At 35.7% G+C, this 21722-nt stretch carries 15 protein-coding genes; 5 read left to right on the forward strand and 10 right to left on the reverse strand.

Annotated features, from left to right (window positions below; genetic code table 11):
• Positions 1-295: 295 nt before the first annotated feature.
• The gene (locus ASE21_RS14215) at positions 296-2482 is read right to left on the reverse strand and encodes a family 78 glycoside hydrolase catalytic domain (protein WP_057123347.1); all 2187 of its coding nucleotides are present in this window, start codon (positions 2480-2482) and stop codon (positions 296-298) included.
• Between the two features lie 438 nt (positions 2483-2920).
• On the reverse strand, positions 2921-3736 hold the full coding sequence (locus ASE21_RS14220) for an AraC family transcriptional regulator (RefSeq protein ID WP_057123348.1): 816 nt from the start codon (positions 3734-3736) through the stop codon (positions 2921-2923).
• A 99-nt stretch (positions 3737-3835) separates the two neighbouring features.
• On the opposite strand from ASE21_RS14220, the gene ASE21_RS14225 reads away from it, so the two are divergent.
• From ASE21_RS14225 to ASE21_RS21605, 3 genes are all read left to right on the forward strand, one after another.
• Complete coding sequence (locus ASE21_RS14225; RefSeq protein ID WP_057123349.1) at positions 3836-5044, forward strand: MFS transporter; 1209 nt, start codon at positions 3836-3838, stop codon at positions 5042-5044.
• Between the two features lie 478 nt (positions 5045-5522).
• A complete protein-coding gene (locus tag ASE21_RS14230) occupies positions 5523-6899 on the forward strand; it encodes a phosphatidylserine decarboxylase family protein (protein WP_057123350.1) in 1377 nt (458 codons plus the stop codon).
• 232 nt (positions 6900-7131) lie between these two features.
• A complete protein-coding gene (locus ASE21_RS21605; RefSeq protein WP_317039149.1) occupies positions 7132-7311 on the forward strand; it encodes a helix-turn-helix transcriptional regulator in 180 nt (59 codons plus the stop codon).
• A 71-nt stretch (positions 7312-7382) separates the two neighbouring features.
• Here the strand turns inward: ASE21_RS21605 and ASE21_RS14235 are convergent, their stop codons facing one another.
• The 4 genes from ASE21_RS14235 to ASE21_RS14250 form a co-directional block, all read right to left on the reverse strand.
• Positions 7383-8837 (reverse strand): hypothetical protein, encoded by a 1455-nt coding sequence (locus tag ASE21_RS14235; RefSeq protein WP_057123351.1) that lies wholly within the window; start codon positions 8835-8837, stop codon positions 7383-7385.
• Positions 8838-9036: 199 nt separating this feature from the next.
• Positions 9037-10617 carry a sodium:solute symporter gene (locus ASE21_RS14240; protein ID WP_057123352.1) on the reverse strand — a complete coding sequence of 527 codons (1581 nt, stop codon included), beginning with the start codon at positions 10615-10617 and terminating at the stop codon, positions 9037-9039.
• Positions 10614-11678, reverse strand: coding sequence for a Gfo/Idh/MocA family protein (locus tag ASE21_RS14245; protein WP_057123353.1), 1065 nt, complete (start codon positions 11676-11678; stop codon positions 10614-10616). Before ASE21_RS14245 ends, ASE21_RS14240 begins: the two co-directional genes overlap by 4 nt.
• 127 nt (positions 11679-11805) lie before the next feature.
• The gene (locus tag ASE21_RS14250) at positions 11806-14325 is read right to left on the reverse strand and encodes an L-rhamnose mutarotase (RefSeq protein ID WP_057123354.1); all 2520 of its coding nucleotides are present in this window, start codon (positions 14323-14325) and stop codon (positions 11806-11808) included.
• Positions 14326-14821: 496 nt separating this feature from the next.
• On the opposite strand from ASE21_RS14250, the gene ASE21_RS14255 reads away from it, so the two are divergent.
• Positions 14822-16504: a glycoside hydrolase family 28 protein gene (locus ASE21_RS14255; protein ID WP_057123355.1), complete on the forward strand. Its 1683-nt coding sequence runs from the start codon at positions 14822-14824 to the stop codon at positions 16502-16504.
• A gap of 12 nt (positions 16505-16516) precedes the next feature.
• A complete protein-coding gene (pelA, locus tag ASE21_RS14260) occupies positions 16517-17707 on the forward strand; it encodes a pectate lyase (RefSeq protein WP_057123356.1) in 1191 nt (396 codons plus the stop codon).
• Between the two features lie 72 nt (positions 17708-17779).
• On the opposite strand, the gene ASE21_RS14265 is transcribed toward pelA, so the two are convergent.
• From ASE21_RS14265 to ASE21_RS14280, 4 genes are all read right to left on the reverse strand, one after another.
• The gene (locus ASE21_RS14265; RefSeq protein ID WP_057123357.1) at positions 17780-18616 is read right to left on the reverse strand and encodes an amidohydrolase family protein; all 837 of its coding nucleotides are present in this window, start codon (positions 18614-18616) and stop codon (positions 17780-17782) included.
• Between the two features lie 6 nt (positions 18617-18622).
• Entirely contained in the window at positions 18623-19420 is a 798-nt protein-coding gene (locus tag ASE21_RS14270) for an SDR family oxidoreductase (RefSeq protein WP_057123358.1), read from the reverse strand.
• A gap of 313 nt (positions 19421-19733) precedes the next feature.
• Positions 19734-20747: a zinc-binding alcohol dehydrogenase family protein gene (locus tag ASE21_RS14275; protein WP_057123359.1), complete on the reverse strand. Its 1014-nt coding sequence runs from the start codon at positions 20745-20747 to the stop codon at positions 19734-19736.
• An 18-nt stretch (positions 20748-20765) separates the two neighbouring features.
• Positions 20766-21620 (reverse strand): fumarylacetoacetate hydrolase family protein, encoded by an 855-nt coding sequence (locus ASE21_RS14280; RefSeq protein WP_057123360.1) that lies wholly within the window; start codon positions 21618-21620, stop codon positions 20766-20768.
• Between the last annotated feature and the right edge of the window lie 102 nt (positions 21621-21722).

Raw genomic sequence — 21722 nt, forward strand, 5'->3', positions numbered from 1 at the left:
TCTCCTTCGTCGAAATGACAAAACTGGCGTTGTAATCTTTGTGGTTACGAGTGCGATTTGCTTCGCCTGTTCGCTATTACTCAGGTCTTTGCTTGATTGAATGACAAAACTATCTTTGCAAAAAATAGCCAATGGCTTCAACCATTGGGACTTAATGCATTTGACCTAACATACATGTAACGTGATTTGCAATATGTACCCAAGGTTGAAACCTCGGGCTATGTTTGCAATCTTTGTGGTTACGAGTGCGATTTCTCGTTCCTCGAAATGACAAACTTTGCGTTACAAACTAGAACTAGATTGCCTTATAACTCACTACATACTCCACATTCGGTTTTACAATCAACTCATATTTATTCTTTGCTAATTCTGTAAATGTTCCGGAGTTTGTTTTTGGTTTGCCTGCACTTTTAAAAATCAATTTTCCTTCACCTTCACCTGCTTTTACTTTGATTTCTTTGGTACTGCAATACACGGTAACTTCTCCGTTTGGTGTTGGCACTTTTCCTTCCATCCATTTTAAACCTCCCAAATTTGGTTTGATTTCATATTCAGAATATCCCGGAGCGGTTGGTTTTACACCTAAATAATATTTTCCTAATAAATAAATCGGACTTGCACCCCAAGCATGACAAAGGCTTTTCCCGTAAGGGCGTCCATACATTTCTAAATGTTCCTTTCCACTTTGTTTGGTATCGTATTTTTCCCAAAATGATGTGGCGCCATTGTTTAGCATTCCACCCCAATAATCGCGGATTTCATTTAAAACAAATTTCTGTTCGTCCATTGCACATAATGCTTCCAATTCATAAAAACGCATATATGGCGTTGTAATTTGAAGAACATCTTTATTAAGCAATACCTTATTTTTTACACTTTGTTTTTGTTCTTCAGTAAAATAATTAAAGAATATACCGAACATATTCGCGTATCGTGTCACAATATTTTGCATTTTCCCGTCGATACGCTGGTGTTTCATTATGTTTTCTTTTTTATCCCAAAACACATCAAACAATGAAGTTTTTAAATCAGAAGCTAGTTTTTGATATTGTTTTTGGTCTTCACTTTTACCAGCAATTTCAGCACTCACTGACATGGCTTCTAAACTTCTCGCCAAAAGCATCTGCTCAAAACTAACTTCGCCGGTTTTTGGCAATCCGTCAGCCCAGTCAATAAAAACCCAGTCGCCTTCTAAAGGTTCGAGGAATCCGTTTTCATTTCTTCTTTCTAAACAGAAATCCATAAGCGATTTCATTCTTAGATAAAAAGTTTTGATGAATTTCGTATCGCCCGTGTGCAAATAGTAATCGTAAACACCTACAAACCAATACAAAGAATAATCCATAATGATATTGACGTGAGCCGTTACCGGATCTTTTCCGCGAAGTGCTGACATCGTTCGTTCTACAGAAGGTGAATCAAAGAACAAATAATAATTCATTAAATAACTTTGATAAGCATCGCCAGACCAAACCCAGCGATCACGTTTAATTCCGTCAATAAAAAATTCGCGGGACGTTAAATGCATCGTGTAAGCCGAGACATCCCAAATTTTATTCAATAATTCGTCTGAAGATTTGAATGCACCACGATAATTTAATGGCAAATATTCATAAAGCAGCGAAATCGAATCGTATTTTACGCCTGTATCTGCTTGCACCTGAACATAGCGGAATGCTTTTGATCCATTATGTGTATAAGTTTCAGATTGTTTTCCATCAAAAGATAAATGATCTAAGGTTTCGCATTTTGCTGAATCCAAAGCTTCTTCGCGAGATTCGCCATAATAAAGCGCTATTTTCCCTTTGCCTTTTAAACCATGAATTTTAATATAACCAAAAGTTTCTTTTCCAAAATCTACCAACTTCCCTGATCCAAATTTTTCTGTTTTTTTGGCGCTCAAAGGTTTGGTTGTCAGTTTAAATCCGGAAGGTTTATTTTCTGCAGAATTAAAATTCCACGAACCAACAGGAACCCAGGGCGTACCCGATTGTTGTGCTTTTCCGGCTTCGTCTATCCAAAGTTTATCTTCGTTGGTTACCTTCCACGATGCATCAGATTTGACATAATTACCCGAAATATAAATAGCCGGCAACACTTCCTGATTGTACACTTTAAAAGAAATTTTGTGTTTTCCGGCAGGAATTGTTATTGACTTTGGCTGTCCGTAAACCTGAACGCCATCTAAAAGGAATTGAAAAGGTCCTTCTGAGTAGATTTTTACCTCGTCTGGTTTTGGAAGTTCTACTTCTGTTTGAAAAGTTACCAGAGCATACGGACTATAATATTGCCAAAGCGGTGGAAATACCGCCTCGCGTTCTGTACGTCTCACCTGCATTTTATTGCTTAACCAAATTTCAAAATCGCCCGGATACCAGATCCATGTCGCTTCTTTTGATTTTTCCTGCGCCGAAATTAAAGAACAAGAAAAAAGAGCAGTAAAAAGAAGTAAAATTTTAAAAATGGATAAGCGGTTTAACATAGTCAGTTTATTTTGGAGCTAAAGATAAATGTTATCTTTACATTTCACAACCTGCACTGTCCTGCTATTTCATAAAAAATTGTACTATTTCATAATTATTTAAGGGAAAAATTACGAGTTATCACTTTTTTAGTATTAAAAAAAATGATGTTGCGATTTTTATGGCACGCGGATGAAACGGATTCGCTATCGCGAAGACGCGGATGAAAAACTGATTTTTTCTTTTTAACTTTTTAAACACATAGATACATAGATTTTTGTTTGCTTTATGAAATAGAGATGATTAAAAATGACTAGTCATTAACACATAGCTATGTAAATTTAAACAAGTGAAAGGTCTTTTTCACGCACAGTAAGTCTATGTATCTATGTGTTTAAAAACAAATCCGTGTCAATCAGCGTTTTTACGAAGTAAATCCGTTTCATCCGCGTTCTATTCTAAGCAGAAATTTTATCCTCATTCTCATCTTCCAAAATATAATTAGAAGGCGTTTTTCCTAAATGTTTTTTAAACATATAAATAAAGGCACTTGGAGTTTCGTAGCCTAAATTGAGTGCAATTTCCTTTATGGATTGTTTTTCACCCAAACGTTTTATGGCTTCGAGTAATTTTAGACGCGTGCGCCAGTCGCTGAAATTCATTCCTAATTCTTTTATAAACAAACGCGATAAAGTTCTCGTACTCATAAAAGAAAGTTCAGCATAATGGTCAATCGTATTTTTGCTTGCTACGTCGTTCATTAAAAGTTCAACTACTTTCTGCAGCCTTTCGTTGTTTGTGGTTGGAAGAAAAGTGGCACTTGGCGTAATTAATGCCAATTCATCTAAGAATACATCGATAATTCTTCGTTGAGATGGCGAAATATTTCCTTGGATTCCAAAAGTGATGATTTTAAAAACCAACTGTTTTAAAAAAACCGGAATATCAAAAGAAAAACTGTTTGAAGGCAATCCGCCCGTAAAAGACGGATCGATAAAAACGCTGTAATAATTAACGTCTTTCTGAAAAGTAACCTGATGTTCTACGCCACTGGGAAGCCACAAACCCTGCAGCGGATTCACAACCCAAATGTTATTTCCTACTACAACATTCATTACGCCGCGTGTCGCATAGATAAGCTGTGCCCGTGGATGTGAGTGCGAAACACAAATTTCATTGGTTACCATTTCGGTGTAACCTATAACAGGAATCTTTGGATTGATTACAAATCCATGCTCCTGCGCCATTCGATATGTCCGAATCTGATTATTCATTGTCCAAATATAGCAATTTTGACATTACTATTTATTGGAATTTTGTAAAAAATAATACAGCTGTTATTTTAAAACGAATTTAAAACCTAAAAATAATTCATGGAAACCGTTAAAATACAACCAGAAGTAATTAAAAAAACCACCTATTCTATCTTATTTATAATCAGCTTTTCGCATTTAATTAATGATTTGTTGCAAGCTGTAGTTCCATCTATTTATCCTTTAATTAAAGAAAATTTTGGACTGACTTTCTCTCAAATCGGGATCATTACTTTTACATATCAAATCGTTGCTTCTATTTTACAGCCGTTTATCGGAATGTATACCGACAAAAAATCGAAACCGTATTCTCTAATTATCGGAATGTGCTTTACAATGGTCGGATTATTTCTGGTTTCGATCGCATCGAGTTTTATCTATTTATTATTATCAGTAAGTTTAATCGGAATCGGATCTTCTATTTTTCATCCTGAATCTTCGCGTGTGGCGCACTTGGCTTCTGGCGGAAAGAAAGGTTTAGCTCAGTCGATTTTTCAATTGGGAGGAAATGCCGGAAGTGCGATTGGCCCTTTATTAGCAGCGTTTATCATTATTCCGCACGGACAATCTTATGTGGCTTGGTTTTGTATCATCGCTTTGGTTGGAATTTTTGCTTTGTATAAAATTGCTCTTTGGTACACAGCACATTTGTCTGAAAGAATGGCTAATAAATCGGCTCTTAAAATCGAAATGCATCATTTATCTAAAAACCGTGTAATCGGTTCGTTGGTTATTTTATTAGTTTTGATTTTCTCTAAATACTTCTACATGAGCAGTATTACCAGTTATTATACATTCTTTTTAATTGATAAGTTCCATATTTCGATTCAGCAGTCTCAGGTTTATTTATTCTTATTTTCTGGTGCTGTTGCGGCCGGAACTTTAATCGGCGGACCAATTGGCGACCGTTACGGAAGAAAATATGTAATCTGGGTTTCTATTCTTGGTGTTGCGCCGTTTACGTTGATGCTGCCTTACGTTTCATTATTCTGGGTTGGAACTTTATCTGTAATCATCGGGTTGATTCTTTCTTCTGCGTTCTCTGCAATTTTGGTATACGCAACAGAATTAATGCCCGGAAAAGTTGGTTTGGTAGCCGGACTTTTCTTCGGATTTGCTTTCGGAATGGGCGGATTGGGTTCTGCTGTTTTAGGAAAAATCGCCGATGCAACGAGTATCGAATATGTATTTAAAATTTGTGCGTTCCTGCCTTTAATTGGGGTTATTACAGGATTTTTGCCGAATATTGAAGGGCGTAAGAAGGCTTAATTTTAATCTCGCAAAGTCGCGAAGTCGCAAAGGTTTGCTTTTTTGAATTGAATTGCGTCCAGCTTTAGCTGGATGAGAAAATAATTGCAAAGTTAAAAGGCTTTAGCCGAATTGAAACTAATTTGGCTAGAGCCTTTTTCTATTCTTACTAGATACCTTCATTTAAAACTGGAGGCAATTCATAAAAAAACTTTGTGGCTTAGTGTCTTCGTGGCAAATTTTGGCGATCATTTTTATTTAGAACATAGCCCACGATTTCAATCGTGGGAACGCAATCCAAATCCACAACGATACGTTCCCAAGGTTGAAACCTTGGGCTATGTTCGAATCCTTGATTTTTTTTGGGCTTGATTTTTTTAGTTTTCTTTCCTATCAGCAATTGGGCTCTTCATAACACAAAAATGAGCTCTTATGACTAATTAAATTTTTGGGATTATTTTCTAAAATAACTTCGTTATTAATTTAACCCAAAAAAATTATGGAAGCAACTACATTCAACAAAGCAAAGCAATTATTGGGAAGCTGGTTACCCCAAGACCCACAAATTATAGAAAATTGGACACTAAAAATAAAGGAATTTACCAAGAAGAATCCAACACCGCTTATTCCTGAAATTTTAGAATTTCAAAATCTCGTGTATTCAGACCCTGTTTTGTATGCAAATATACAGGGAATGTTTGCCGAAGCTCATTTTTTAAAACAAAGAACTCCTCTACTTTGGGAACCAGAACCGGTGACTTTTGAGGATTTTCTTGTTTTACTCAACGGAATTATGCAGACCGCTCCCGAAGCCTACCAAACCGGCGCTCCCGGAAATCAAACGCCTGCTGGCATGATCGGTTTTCCTATTAATGCGCTTTTAGCCTGGCCAATGGCAACTAATTTTGGATATGATGTTTTTTCTAACGCATTGGTCAATCAGCAGTTAAAGAAAATATTAAACTACTGGTCTAAATTTTTGGTTTCAGAAGATTCCAGATATGTTTTAATCGAAAATGCCCCTTCAGAAAACGTAATTGCATGGCTGAGTGAGCTAGCACAATCTGAAATGATGGAAGTTGCCAAAGGAGCTTTAGGTTTAGAACCGAATCCTATTCCTCCTTATGCCACATTTTCTGATGTTTTTCAGTCTGATCCTTCAGATCCATATTATGGCTTCAAAAGCTGGGACGATTTTTTTACCAGATTATTTTGCTCAAATGTACGTCCTGTTACTGCGCCAAATGATGATTCGATTATTGTCAATGCTTGTGAGTCCGCACCATTGCAAGTGGCCAAAAATGTAGCTTTATCTGATCAATTTTGGTTAAAAGGACAGCCTTATTCATTACAAAACATGCTGAATTTTGATGAGCTAACGCCTCAATTTGATGGCGGAACAGTGTATCAGGCCTTTTTGAGTGCTTTGAGCTACCACCGCTGGCACAGCCCTGTAAACGGCAGAATCGTAAAAACGGCTATTGTAAACGGTTCTTATTATTTAGAAAATTTATATCAGGGTTTCTACAATCCAAAAGGACCAGATTCGAGTGCACCCAACGATTCTCAGGCTTTTTTAACAGCGGTTGCCACCAGAGCACTTATATTTATTGAAGCCGATAATCCGGCGATTGGGCTTATGTGCGTAATGCCTGTGGGTATGGCAGAGGTTTCGAGCTGTGAAATAAAAGTAAAAGCCGGCGATATTGTAAAAAAAGGCGACGAACTGGGAATGTTTCATTTTGGAGGTTCAACACATTGTCTGATTTTTAGACCGGGTGTTAATTTAGACTTCAGTAATTATGAAACGCCAGGTGTGGACGCTCCTAATAATATTCGTGTAAATACTCAAATTGCAAAAGTTTCTCAAGGTTAAAACCTTACGTTAAATTTCAAATAACTGATTCATGAATAATTGCAACAATATTATATCTAATTTAATTAATTGCGTCCAGCTTTAGCTGGATTAAGAAATAATCGCAAAGCTAAAAGGCTTTAGCCGAATTGAAACTAATTTGGCTAAAGCCTTTTCTATTCTTACCTGTATCCCTCCAGTTAAAACTGGAGGCAATTTATATAAAAACTTTCTTTAATATAGAATAAAAGTTATTTTAGTTGAAAACAATCGAACCAGTAAGGAATTAGCCAATCATTTAGCTAAAACGGTATCGACTGTTTCGCGCTGGTGTACAAATGATTATCAGCCTTCAATTGAAAGGCTTTATGAAATTTCTAAATATTTGAAGGTTGATATTCGGAAATTGTTGGTTTCGACAGGGAACAAATAACATTATTTCTATTTATAACAAAAATGCTTTCTAATTAAAGAAAACATTCTCTATAAATTATTTATAACTTTTTAAATTATTCCTTGATTTTCATTTTCCAAATCATTCTTATTTCTCCTAATTTCATTTTCAGCTATTATTTCGATATTTTCACCTATCACTAACTGTGGTTCTTTTTTTAAATATAAAAGATCATTAATTTTTATTTGAAAATTACTATCATTAACTAATATACCATCTTTTATAAGTTCTGAATAACCTCTAAGTAATTGCATTTTTTTAAGTTCAAGTTCAACTTTTAAATCTTGCACCTCAATTCTTTTACGTTCAACTTCTATTTCATGAAGTTCTGTAACTTGTTCTTTTGTAAGCAGATTATCAGTCTCTTTAATAGTTTTCTCTTTTTCAGCTTTAATTTTTTGTACCTCTTCTATAGGTCTATCTAGAAATTGACTCTCTGCAGCTTGCCTTCCTTTTTCCAAAACTTGCTTTACTTCCTCTCTGGCAAGTAAACTTTGAATTTTAACCTTTAATTTAAAAAATTTACTTCCATTTCCCCAATCTTCTAAAAATACAGAAACACCATCTATCGATTCTAGCGCTTTTGACATTGACCACATTAAAAACCCAATTTGAGATGGACTAAATGTTTCACCATGAACAAAAACCTCTATATCCCATTCAAAAATGTAATTTTCATCAAGTCTAATTCTCTCAATATTTTCATGAATATTATACCTATTAATATTGTATCGATATTTCTCTATATTATCTTCAATCTCAAACTCTTTTAAATTAATTACTGAAAAAATTTCTTTTTCATAGTTATCATGAATTTGCTTTACTAAAGATAAAACATGTTCTGTTCGAGAAAAATGTCTTATAGTATTTCCTTTATTCTTACTATAATAAGAATAAGATTCCATTTCCTTCAAAACATGAGTAATTTCTTCAATACGTTCTTTCATTTGTCCTATATCTAAATTTTCATCTTTAATAAGAGACAATAAATGATCCGAAGTAATTTGTGGTGTTTGTTGTTGAAAACTATAAGTAATAACTGGCGTAGTCATTTGTGATATTCCACCTATTTTTTTTTCATATTCAAGTCTATCTTTCCTCGATGGGCTTAGATAAATTACATCCTTCTGAAAATTCAAAATTGATGATTTTTCAGAATTTGCAATTAAAATCGCTAGAGCTTGAAGATTATAAGAGAATGCAACTATAAAATTAGGCTGACTTATCAAAAGTTCAAATATTGGCAACCATTCTTTTAAACAAGTGATTATATACTCACTAATTTTCTCAAACTCTTTTGTTGAAAAATGCTTTCCACTTGCTAGATCATCGATATTTCTTTCTAATATAGTTAATGATTTTATAAGAACTTCATAATTGACATCTTCACCTTTTTGTTTTTTAATATTTTCAAGTTTGACACGTTCAATAATATTATAATAATCATCAAATATGTTTTCTCTTTCTTTAGAAAGAAGTTCCAAATCAATAGTTTTTTTGCTCATAAATAATTATTCTTTTTATATTATTGTTTTAATCTACATCAATTGTTTTTTTTAATTCATTAGCTTAAAACAAACCTAGTGTTTATTCTTCGCAAATTTATAAGTATTTACACGCGTTTTCACTATTCTTTATTTTTATACAAATAAAAAACGCTTTCGTTTATAGAAAGCGTTTGTATAACATAAAAAATGAATCTCTTTAATTCCCATTAAAAACCAAATACAAAACCAAAATTGTCACTCCCAACAACCCAAACAACAACTTCACTTTCTTACTCGTTTTCGGAATATCAGTTTCATCAGAGAAATTAGTTTCAGGATTTTTATCGGTTAATGAAATACCAATCGCTGTAATGGTTAAGATTGCGAAAATGTAAAATGAAATCAATAAAAAGTGAGGCCAAACCGGATATTTATCGGCAGGGAAAATCCATAGATACAAAACGCCAACGAAAAGACTAAACGCAGAACCCCATGATAAAGTAAAGTTTACGGCTTTTTTGGTAGTGCGTTTCCAGAAAACACTCAACAGGAAAACAACAGATAACGAAGGCGCCAGAAATCCTAAAACCGCCTGAAAGATGTTGAATAAATTTTGTCCTTTGATATTGTCAATCGCAACGGCAATCAGAATTGCAAATAGACAACCAACTGCTATCGTTAAACGACCAATTCTAATCTGGTCTTTAATCGTCGCCATCGGGTTGATTTTCTTTACATAAATATCATTCGTAAAAACGGTGCTCAAAGCATTTAGCGAAGAACCAATTGTTCCCACCAAAACTGCAATCATAACGCAGATTACCAAACCGTTCATGCCGCTTGGGAAAAGATTGGTAACCATTGTCATATAAGCCAAATCGGAGTTTTCGCCCAATTCAGGATATAAGGCGTAACACAAAATTCCGGGTAAAATAAACAACGGAAGCGCCATTACTTTCAGCCATCCGATAAAGTTTACACCCAATTGTCCCTGTTCTAGATTTTTAGCTCCCAAAACACTCTGCACCATCGATTGATCGGTACAGAAAAAAGCTACTGCGGCCACGGGATATCCTAACAAAATTGCCGGCCACGGGTAATGTGCATCATCAGACAGGCGCACTAAATTCCAAAAATTAGATGGTGTTTTTGAGGCTAAAGCTTCGATTCCGCCCACTTTTTGCAATCCTAAATACGAAAGGGTTAATGAAACAAAAATCAATAGAATCATTTGAAAAACGTTGACTTTGGCAATTGCTTTTAATCCGCCGGCAAAAGTGAAAATTCCGGAGAAAATCACTAAAACGGTAACGCTCTGCCACATCGGAATTCCCAAAATCTGACGCACCAAAACGCCTCCGCTGAATAATCCTAAAGACAGCCAGCTTACTAAAATTTTTACCAAAGCGTACCAAGCCAGAATATTCTGTGTGCTGTCGCCGTAGCGTTTTCCCATATATTCGGGCATCGTGCTGACTTTACTCGCAATGTAACGCGGTGCAAAAACCATCGCCAAAAGCAGTAAAAACACAAAAGCGTACCATTCGAAATTTCCGGCTACAATTCCGGTTGCGTAACCAATACTCGCAAAAGCCAAAAGCGAAGACGGCCCAACATTGGTTCCCCACATATTAAACCCGATGCTGTACCAGTTTAAGGAATTTCCGGCCAGAAAAAGCGTTTCGTTTTTCTTTCTCTGCTTCATACTTACCACATAACCAATGACCAATAAAGCCACCAGATATACGGCTACGATTACAAAATCGAGCGTCGTTAATTTATCGTAGATACTGTTCATAGTCCGTATTCGTTAAGAATATCGGCAATTTTAACCGGCATTCCAGTTTGCAGTGATTTGTCCATCGCTTGTAATAAAGCTACGGTTCCAATTCCTTCTTCCATGTTTGGATACGCTTCGAAATTCTGTTCGATACTGTCTGCGAAATATTCTAAATAATTCTGATATTCCCCGCCGTGATGACTTTGTCCTTCAAAACGGAAATAATATTTTAAAGTGCTGTCGCCCCAGGTAATTACTTTTTCTTCGCCCGTTTTATCGGTAACCGCATAACGCAATTCGTGATAATCGGCCTGACTTGCGCCTTCTGTGGCTCTCAAAATCGTACTCATTCCACTGTCGCGTTGTGCAGGCTGCGTTGGCGAAGTATAGACACCACTTACACGTGCAATTCTGCCGTCTGTAGCTTTGAAAATAAAGTGCATGGTATCTTCATTTTTCAATCCAGCTGATTGTCCGTTACTGCTGATCATTCCGTAACCCATCACTTCCTGAATGTTCGGCAAATACCATCTGATGAAATCTACAGGATGACTTAATCCGCCGTACAACCATTTGAAAGACTGCAACAAAGACCATTCTTTCTTTAAAAACCATCTGTGATCGGCGTGGTATTGGGCTTCAATCGTAATTAAATCACCTATTAATCCAGCTTCGTAATCGGCTCTTTGTCTTTTTGCTGGTTCGAAGAAACGTGAACTTTGACCAATGAAAACTTTTTTGCCTGTCGATTTACTTAATTCTAATAATTCCTTAGCATCCGAAAGATCATCGATAAAAGGTTTTGTGCAAACAACATGTTTCCCGTGCAATAAAGCTTGTTTTACGTGTTGTGCATGCAAATGATCGGGCGTATAAATCGCGATAATATCAATAGATGCATCGTTTAATAAATCATCGTAATTGGTGGTATACGAATGAAAATCAAATTCTTTTGCTCTCTGCCTGCAGATTTCTTCATTTCTGTCGCATACTTTTACAAGTTCTAATTTTGAACTTTCCAAAGCGGCCGACATCGTGCTTCGTCCTTCTCCAAGTCCCAGAATGGCTATTTTTAACATTGGTTTTGTGGTTATTTTAGATTGTTGATTTTAGTCCCGAAGCCTCGGGATAGATTTGTCTCTCGCAGATTATGCAGATTGAGCAGATTTATATTTTTTCTAAAGTCTTGCTTCTTTGTTCTTTTTTCTACTTTTTCTCTTCGACGTTCACTTTGTTTAAGAAAATCCACGTTTCGTCTGGTTTTGTGCCTTCGATTCCGGATTGGTATTTTTTCATTAAAGCGTTCCAGTCGTCTACACGCGGATTATTTTGTGTTGTTTTTGGATTTAGTTTATCCAGATTTTCACCTTTCGGAATACTGATTACCAGGATCAATTGTCTTTCGTTTTTAAAGACTTGCAATTGCTGGAAATCGGCATTACAGAAACCTTTGGCAACTTCCGGCCATTTTTCGAATTGTGTTTTGTGATACTCTATATATTCTTTCTGCAATTTTTCATCCGCAGGAAGATTCGCTGTCAGCACAATATTTTCCCAGTCTGATGCCGGTTTTGAATCTTTACATCTTTCGAAATTTTGGAAATCGTAAACCAGATCTTCATAGATTTTTATTTGTAAATAAGGAAAAGCGCCTGCTAGTTTTCGTTTCGTTCTTTCCGGCTGATTCATTTTTCCGTAAATCACCAGATGATTTTTCCATTGGTACAATTCCTGACCTACGATTCTGAAACCTGTTAAAGTCGATTTGATTCTTTCGATATCAAAATCATTTCCGATTAATTCAATCGCATACGGTTTTGGCATTTCCTGCAATCCCCATTTTTCGTCAATTACAACTTCTTTTTCCAAATCTTTGTAAGGCGCTCTGATTCCCGCATTCTCTTTAATTTTCGTGCTTACGTACGGATCATTGTTTTCCCAGATATTTCCTTTTGGACCGTTATGGTTTTTCAGGATTTTCTTTTCGGCAATCCAGTTGTTTTTGATCGTAAAACCTTCAGAACCTTCATCGGTATACAAATACAGCCATAAAAACGGATCGTGCGCATAAGGACTATTGTAAACTTTGTCAATATAATTTTCTTCAATTTGGCTGTTTGGCTGAGCCGAAAGCGTGTAAATTCCCGCTACATCATGAAGATGTTTGGCATAATGATGAATTTTATTCGCCAGAATTTTATTGTTCTGCATCACGTTTGGCGTGTGCGTCCAGCCCCATCCCATCGAAATTCCAGAATACGAAACGTCTGAAATCTCATTGTGTTCAATCGTAATATTTCGAACAAAACCTGCAGCAATTCCCAAAGTTCCCCAATCTTCGTTGGTTACGTTTGTAATCATATTATCGGCAATCACTTCGTCCGAACACATTTCTCTTTCATCTTTTATGAACAAAGGCAAATGTGCTTCAAAAGGTTCTTCAGAGAAAATCCCAACATTTATGGCACTTCCGCCAATATCTTTGAATAAATTTCCTTTTACGGTATTGTGATTCGTTCCTTTATTTAAATCCAAACCAGTTGAAGACAAATGCTCAAAACGACACGATTCAAACTGAATGTAATTTGAATAATTTATTTCAACCGCAGCACGAGGTCTTCCTACCCAAGCCTGATTTTCTAAATTCGCCTGATTTGGTGTTCCCGGTTCTTTTAGTTTATAAGCATCCAAAAGATACAATCCCGCCTGCAAAGGCACGTGTCCTTGTTGTGAAGGACGAAGCCAGTTGCTGTATTGAAAAGAAATGCCGCCAAAATTAAAATGATGAACAGGCGAATCAATTGTTCCTTTTATTTCTACCAGATTTTCCAAAACCGGCGCAATAACTTTTACTGAATTAATGTCTTCTCCTTCTCTCGGAATATAATAGATTTTAGCATTTTTTTTGTCTAAATACCATTCTCCAGGATCGTTTAAAAGTGAAAAAGCATTGTTTAAGAAGTAAGCCGAATTTCCGTTATTTTTAGAAATCCACGGAGCCGGCCAAGGATGCTCACTTTGAATACGACTTTCCGGCTGTTCAAAAGAAAGCTTGGCGCTGTCTTTAACAATTTCAATATTTTTGATTCGAAGATTAGCCGTAGACCACCATTGCACGATAAACATTTCCATTCCGGGCTCAAACTTAACCGATTTATCTTTAAACGGAATCCAGCATGTTTCGCCCTGATGATCCCACGATAAAATACGTTCCATTGTAGTTCCGGCTGTGTTTTTGGCACGAACAGCTTTTTTTCCGTTTACCCAAAGTTGTCTGTAATCAATCAGACTTCCTGCTTTTTTTGGAGCATCGGCAACCCAGACAGTACCTTTTTTAAGTCCGTTTATTACGGTTGTAGATTTTGTCCAGTTTTTAATTTCGACACCACCGCTTATGATTGGTTTTGCATTCGCATCGGCAATAATCGTCGTCGGGCTTTCTGGAGTTCCGGAATCTTCTGGTCTCACAAATAATGGTTCGTTTAAATAATATGTTCCGTCCATTACGACAATTCGAATACCATCTTTTACAGACCCATCTTTTAGTCGGCGTAATTCTCTGGCTTTTCGAATTGCCATATGAATCGTTGCCAGCGGACTTTCTTTTGTACCTGAATTTTTATCATTGCCTTTCGGGGAAACCCAAATTTCAGCCGCATTTATAGAAAACGAAGTGCAGACTAAGAGAAAAACGATTAATATTTTGGTAAAAGTATTCAGGAGCATTACTTAGGTTTTTGATTATTTTCTTGGAATAAAATTATAAAGCATTTAATTTAAATGGCAGTATTTTTGCAAATAAATGTATTTTTAACACTTTAGTCAAATAATTGGGACAATTTAAAGGAATATAAAATTATAGGCATCCTGTACCCTCCTGTCTGAGTTTTTTTTCGCCACGAATTACACAAATTGCACTAATTTATTTTGCCACAGATTAAAGGATTTTCACATATTTTATTGCCTACATATTTTTTTAAAAAGTAAATTTCAATATTTCATTAAGATAAAAATTAGTGCAATTCGTGTAATTCGTGGCAAACATTTTAGAAAAAAAATCATTTTAATCTCTTTAATCCGTGGCAAAACAATTTTAATCCAATGAAATTTCTTTTATAAACTTTTTTTAATAGATTTGTGTAATCGATTACAATTACATTTTCTTATTTATGTTGGATATTAATTTCGGCATCAATAAAAAAATCAATATAAAACTACTAACATGAAAACCAAACCACTTCTTCACTTCATTCTGGCTTTAACATTTTTGCTGGCAGGTTGTTCTACTCTTACTGCTCAAAATTTAGATTCTTACGATACTTATAAAGGTATTGAATTTAAAATGCCAAAAGTCAACGAACCTGTCATTCCGAATAATAGTGTGAATATTAAAGATTTTGGTGCGGTAAACGGCGGAGATGTTTTGAATACCAAAGCTTTTGCAGATGCAATTGATGCTGTTTCTAAAAAAGGCGGTGGAAAAGTCATTATTCCTCCCGGAATCTGGCTGACAGGTCCAATTATTCTAAAAAGTAATATTGAGCTGCATGCCCAAACTGGTGCTTTGATTAAATTTTCTACAGATAAAACTTTATATCCAATTATTGAAACCAGTTTTGAAGGTTTAAATACCTGGCGCTGTATTTCTCCCATTTATGGAAAAAATTTAGAAAACGTAGCTTTTACCGGAAACGGCGTTTGGGATGGTTCCGGTGAAGCCTGGAGGCAGGTTAAAAAAAGTAAATTAACCGATGAGCAATGGAAAAAGTTTGTGGCTTCAGGAGGTGTTTTAAATGAGAAAAAAGACAGCTGGTATCCGTCTGAGCAATATTTGAAAGGTGCGAAAGGTGCCGATCAGAACATTCGTCATGACTTAAAAACAAAGGAAGATTTTGAGGCGATTCACGATTTTCTGCGTCCGGTTTTAGTGAGTATCCAAAATAGTAAAAGAGTACTTTTTGATGGGCCGGTTTTTCAGAATTCACCGGCCTGGAACATTCATCCTTTACTAATTGAAGATTTAATCATTCGAAATATAACCGTTCGCAATCCGTGGTTTTCTCAAAATGGTGACGGATTGGACGTGGAATCCTGTAAAAATGTTATCATTGAAAATTCCAGTTTTGATGTTGGTGATGATGCTATTTGTATTAAATCCGGAAAAGACAAAGATGGCCGTGACAGAGGTGCTGCCTGCGAAAATATTATTGTGAAAAACAATATCGTGTATCATGGTCATGGGGGTGTAACAGTTGGAAGCGAAATGTCGGGCGGTGTAAAAAACCTACATGTTTCAAACTGTACTTTTATGGGAACCGATGTTGGTCTTCGTTTCAAAAGTACACGCGGTCGCGGCGGTATCGTAGAAAATATCTTTATCTCAGATGTTTATATGACTGATATTCCGTCTCAGGCGATTTCTTTTGATTTGTATTATGGAGGAAAATCGATCGCTGAAACGCTGGCGGAAGGCGGTAATACTGTAAGCACAAAATTAGTTCCGGTAAACGAAGAAACACCTCAGTTTAAAAATATTTCAATCAAAAATATTACGATTAAAGGGGCGCAGCAGGCGGTATTTTTACAAGGTCTCCCGGAGATGAATCTGGAAAATATTGAGATTTTAAATTTAACTGCAAAATCACAAAAAGGCTTTTCTATAATCGATGCTGACGGAATTAAAATCAGCAATGCCAAATTGGATATTCAAGCTAAAAATGCTTTTGAAATTTATAATACTAAAAATCTTTCTTTAAAAAATATTGAATTTAATCCTGCTTCAACAAACATTATTACAATTAATGGTGCAGTGAGTAAAAGTATTGATTTGAGTGGTTCATCTATTAATTTTTCGAAAACAACAGTTATCGGAAATGATGTTCAAAAAGGTGTTGTAAAATTTTAATCGCAATCTTAAATGAAATTTATAAATAGTTCAAAAGCCGTTGTTCTAAGTCTTTGTGTTCTTTCATTGCTTCATATAAATGCACAAAATGCCAAAGAAGAAAAATCCATAATCAGTACAAAACCTTTTACAGACGGCACTAATCATTGGTATCACATTAAAGATGCGTCTAATATAGTAAATCCCGCTCCTGACCAGCCGCAATATGCTGAAAACGAGTATGCCAAAATCGCCGATAATATCTTGCTATTTCAGCGTAATAATGGCGGATGGCCAAAGAATTACGACATGAAAGCCATTCTTACACCGGCACAAATTGATACCGTTATAAAAACGAAATCTATTCTGCATACAACTTTTGACAATGAAACGACCTATACTCATGTTCATTATCTGGCACAGGTTTATACTTTAACGAAAGAAACCAAATATATGGAAGGTGTTTTAAAAGGAATTGATTTTATTTTGGAAGCACAGTATGACAATGGAGGCTGGCCACAATATTTTCCGTTGGAGAAAGGTTACAGCCGGCATATTACTTTTAATGACGGAGCTTATATGGGAATTATGAATTTGTTGAAGAAAATAGTCAACAATGATGCTGATTATGTTTTTATCGATCAAAAAACAAGAGAAAAAGTAACGGCATCTTACCAAAAAGGAATTGACTGTATTTTAAAAATGCAGATTGTCGATAATGGAAAACTGACTGCATGGTGCCAGCAGCACGATGAAATAACATTACTGCCTGCGTGGGCACGTAAATTTGAACCGCCAAGTATTTGTAATGCCGAAAGTGTAGATGTTGTTTTGTTTTTGATGGCAATTGATAATCCGGATCAAAAGATTATCAATTCGGTGCAAAGTGCCGTAAAATGGTTTCAGGATTCTAAAATCTACAATACAAGAGTTGAAAGTTTTAAAGCTCCGGAAATGGAATCGAAATATAAAAAAATCACCAATGATGTACGTGTCGTAACCGATACAACAGCGCCTCCAATCTGGACTCGTTATTATGAACTGAAAACGCATAAACCACTCTTTAGCGATCGTGACAGCCAATTATTATATTCTTTGGCAGAAGTAAGCAGAGAAAGACGAAGCGGTTATGCATGGTATACTGATAAACCCGAAAAAGCTTTGAAAAAATATCCGGCATGGCAGAAGAAATGGGCGCCTGATGCGGATGTTTTGAAACAGTAATATTTAGCCACAGATTAAAAGGATTTCACAGATTTTTAATCATTTTAATCCTTTTAATCTGTGGCTGAAAAATTATCTGTTCAATTTATAAAACTCATTAGCATTCTCATACCAAATTTTATTTTGATCTTCAACTGAATATTTAGAAATATAATTTTCTAAAGTTTTTACAACTTCATTATAATCCGAAGCTATATTGAGAACCGGCCAGTCTGATCCGTACATGATTTTATCAGCTGAAAAGTTCTCGAAAATAACATCCAGATACGGTTTTAAATCTTCTGGTTTCCAGTTTTTCCAGTTGGCTTCTGTGACCATTCCTGATACTTTACACCATACATTATTGTATTTTGCAATTTCTTCAATGCCTTTTTTCCACAAATCAATTTCTCCAGATTTAATATCCGGTTTTGCAATATGATCTATGACAAAATTCTGTTCCGGAAAATCTTTTACCAAACTGATTGCAGCCGGCAGCTGACGGTGGAAAATTAAAATATCATAAGTAAAATCAAATTTTTTTAAAGCCTTTATTCCGTTACGAAATGCTGCACCAAACATAAAATCATCGACTTCGCCCTGAACTACATGACGAAAACCTTTTAATTTTTTATAAGAAGAAAAATGACGTAAACGTTCTTCAATATTTTCATTTTGAAGATCAGCCCATCCCACGATTCCTTTTATAAAATCATTTTTTGAAGCCAGATCCAGCAAAAAGTTCGTTTCTTCTTCAGACTGACTAGCCTGTACAGCAACACAGCCTTCAAATTGATTTTCTTTTAATAATGGAAGAAGATCTTCAGGCAGAAAATCTTTTTGAATTACCGCCATACTTTCATCAATCCAGCTGTCTCTAACAGGATCAAATTTCCAGAAATGCTGATGAGAATCTATTCGACTGCCCATACTTTTTTAGTTTACATCGCTGATTAATGCACGATCTAAATGCACATAACCACCGTCAACAAAAACAAATTGTCCTGTAGTGTGCGATGATTTTTCTGAAATGATAAAAAGTGCTGTGTCTGCAATTTCTTCTGTTTTAGTCATTCGGCTTTCAAACGGAATACTTTTGTTGATTTTCTTTAAAACAGTTTCGCCGTCTGCCAGTGTTTTAATCCAGTCTTCGTATGCAGGTGTATAACTTTCAGCAATAATGATGGCATTCGAGCGAATTCCAAACTGAATTAAATCGACTGCCCATTCTCTCGTAAGTCCTAAAACGCCTCCTTTTGCAGCAGCGTAACCAGAAGTTCCGCCCTGACCTGTTAAAGCCACTTTTGAACCGATATTCAAAATATTTCCTTTTGATTCTTTTAAATACGGAAGTGCATATTTTACCAATAGAAAATAACTTACTACATTCAGTTTTAAAGAATCCATAAACTCTTCGTAAGTTGCATCTAAACCTGCACCGTCATTAACTCCTACATTATTAATAACTGCATCGATTCTTCCGTATTTTGCTGCAATGGTTTTAACCGCATTTTCGATTTCTACCGGATCAGTTACGTCTGTCTGAACGAATAAAGAATCAATTCCCTTTTTCTGCAGATTTTCCGCGTAAGCGAAACCTCTTGCATTTCTGTCAACCAAAACCGGAATAGCGCCTTCATCTGCCAAACGGTTAATGATTGTCTCGCCAATACTGCCCTCTTTACCGGCCGAACCGGAAACGACAACAATTTTATTTTTTAAATTTAATTCCATTTCTTGTGGTTATTTAAAGTTTAATAGTAGTTAGATTTTTTAAACACATAGAAGCATCGTTTTTGAAAACTCATAAAAAGCGTTTCACTTGCATTAACATACATAGTTAGTGTTAAGAAACTAGTTTTTTCCTTATTCTTTTAAGCAAAATAAAAAGTCTATGCTTCTATGTGTTTATTTTTTCCTCTCATTTTTGTCATCCTGACGAAGGAAGGATCTTCGCGAGAAACTCGACAAGCTAAATCAAAATCTTTGCAGAGTTACTTGCGAAGATCCTTCGTCAGGATGACAAACAGTACTTTATAATATACTCTTACTCAATTTCAATTAAAGCTTTGATTACATTGTTTTTAGGATCTACCAGATTCTCAAAATCAGTAATCATTTCAGAAAAACTGGTTCTGTGGGTAATGTATTTTTTCGGATCGATTTTTCCTTCTTTCAGACATTTCATTACATATTCAAAATCTTCAATAGTAGCATTTCGGCTGCTCATCAATGTTGATTCTCTTTTATGAAAATCAGGATGACTGAAACTCAATTCTCCTTTTTGAAGTCCAACCAAAACAAATCTTCCGCCATGCGAAATATAATTGAAAGCACTGTTCATCACCTTTTGGTTTCCTGTCGCATCAATTACCACATTGGCCATATCTCCGTTGGTCAATTCAGCGAGTTTAGCCGCCACATCGTCATTTAATGGATTTATAGTTTCGTCAGCGTTTAATTCAGTTTTACAGAAGTTTAATCGGTAATCGTTGATATCCATTACGATAACTTTCGCTCCGGCAATTTTAGCAAACTGAATCAAGCCAATTCCAATTGGTCCTGCTCCCATTACCAAAACAGTATCTGTTGGTTTAACCGCCGCTCTTCTTACACCATGTGCTGCAATGGCAAGTGGTTCAACCAAAGCCAGTTCATCATAATCTAATCCCTGCCCGTGTAATAAATATTGTTTCGGAATGGTAACATATTCAGCCATTCCACCGTCAATATGTACTCCAAAAACTTTAATATTTACACAGCAGTTGGTTAATCCGTTTCGGCAGGCCACGCATTTTCCGCAGTTGAAATACGGAATAAAAGTTACTTTATCGCCCAGTTTAAAACCTGCTGCATTTCCTTTTACATATTCTGCCGCCAGTTCGTGGCCCAGAATTCTTGGATATTCAAAATAAGGCTGTGTTCCGCCAAAAGCGTGAATATCAGTTCCGCAGATTCCAATTCTCTTGATTTTCAATAGAACTTCGCCTTCTTTTGGTTCGGGAATTTCTTTTTCTTTTAATTGAAATTCCTGTGGTTTTTCGCATACAATAAATTTCATCTTCAGTTTTTTTAAAAATTACTTTTTGTAAGCTACGGCCGTTTGTTTACTTGTTCCCAAACCTTCAATTCCAAGTTCGATAACATCACCGGCTTTAATATAAACAGGATCTGGTTTAATCCCCAAACCAACTCCCGGAGGCGTTCCTGTACTAATGATATCGCCCGGAAGCAAAGTCATAAACTGGCTTAAATAATGCACTAAATAAGGAATTTTAAAAACTAAGTTTAATGTGTTGCTGTCCTGATATTTTTTACCATTGACAGTCAGCCACATCTTAAGATTATCTACATCTGCAACTTCATCTTTTGTAGCCAAAAATGGTCCAAGAGGCGCAAAAGTATCGCTCCCTTTTCCTTTTGCCCATTGACCGCCGCGCTCTAACTGAAATGCTCTTTCACTGTAATCATTCAGTAAAGCATATCCGGCAACATAATCAAGAGCTTCGGCTTCTTCAACATAACTAGCTTTTTTACCTACAACAAAAGCTAATTCTACTTCCCAGTCGGTTTTTTCACTGTTTTTGGGAATGATCAGATCATCGTTTGGCCCGCATAAAGAGGTTGTAGATTTAAAAAAGATAATAGGTTCTGCAGGGATTGGAGCATTTGTTTCTAAACAGTGATCCACATAATTCAATCCAATACAGATTATTTTTGAAGGTCTGGCTACCGGAGAACCTAAACGCACATTTGCATCAATTTCTGGTAGAGAAGGATTGCTTTCTAAAGCTTTTTGTAAATTTTCTAAACCGTTTTCTTCAAAAAAGTTTTCATTAAAGTCTGAAACGATTGAGGAAACATCATATCTTTTTTCACCAATTATAACTCCAGGTTTTTCTTTTCCGATTTCTCCAAAACGTATTAATTTCATTGTATTTTTTTTTAAGGTTCTAAGTTGCTAAGGGTCTGAAGTTCTAAGTTTTTTTTTATCTTGTTTCTTAGTCCTTTAGTAACTTTCTAATTTATTTTATAT

The organism is Flavobacterium sp. Root901 (assembly GCF_001429765.1).
Classification (GTDB): domain Bacteria; phylum Bacteroidota; class Bacteroidia; order Flavobacteriales; family Flavobacteriaceae; genus Flavobacterium.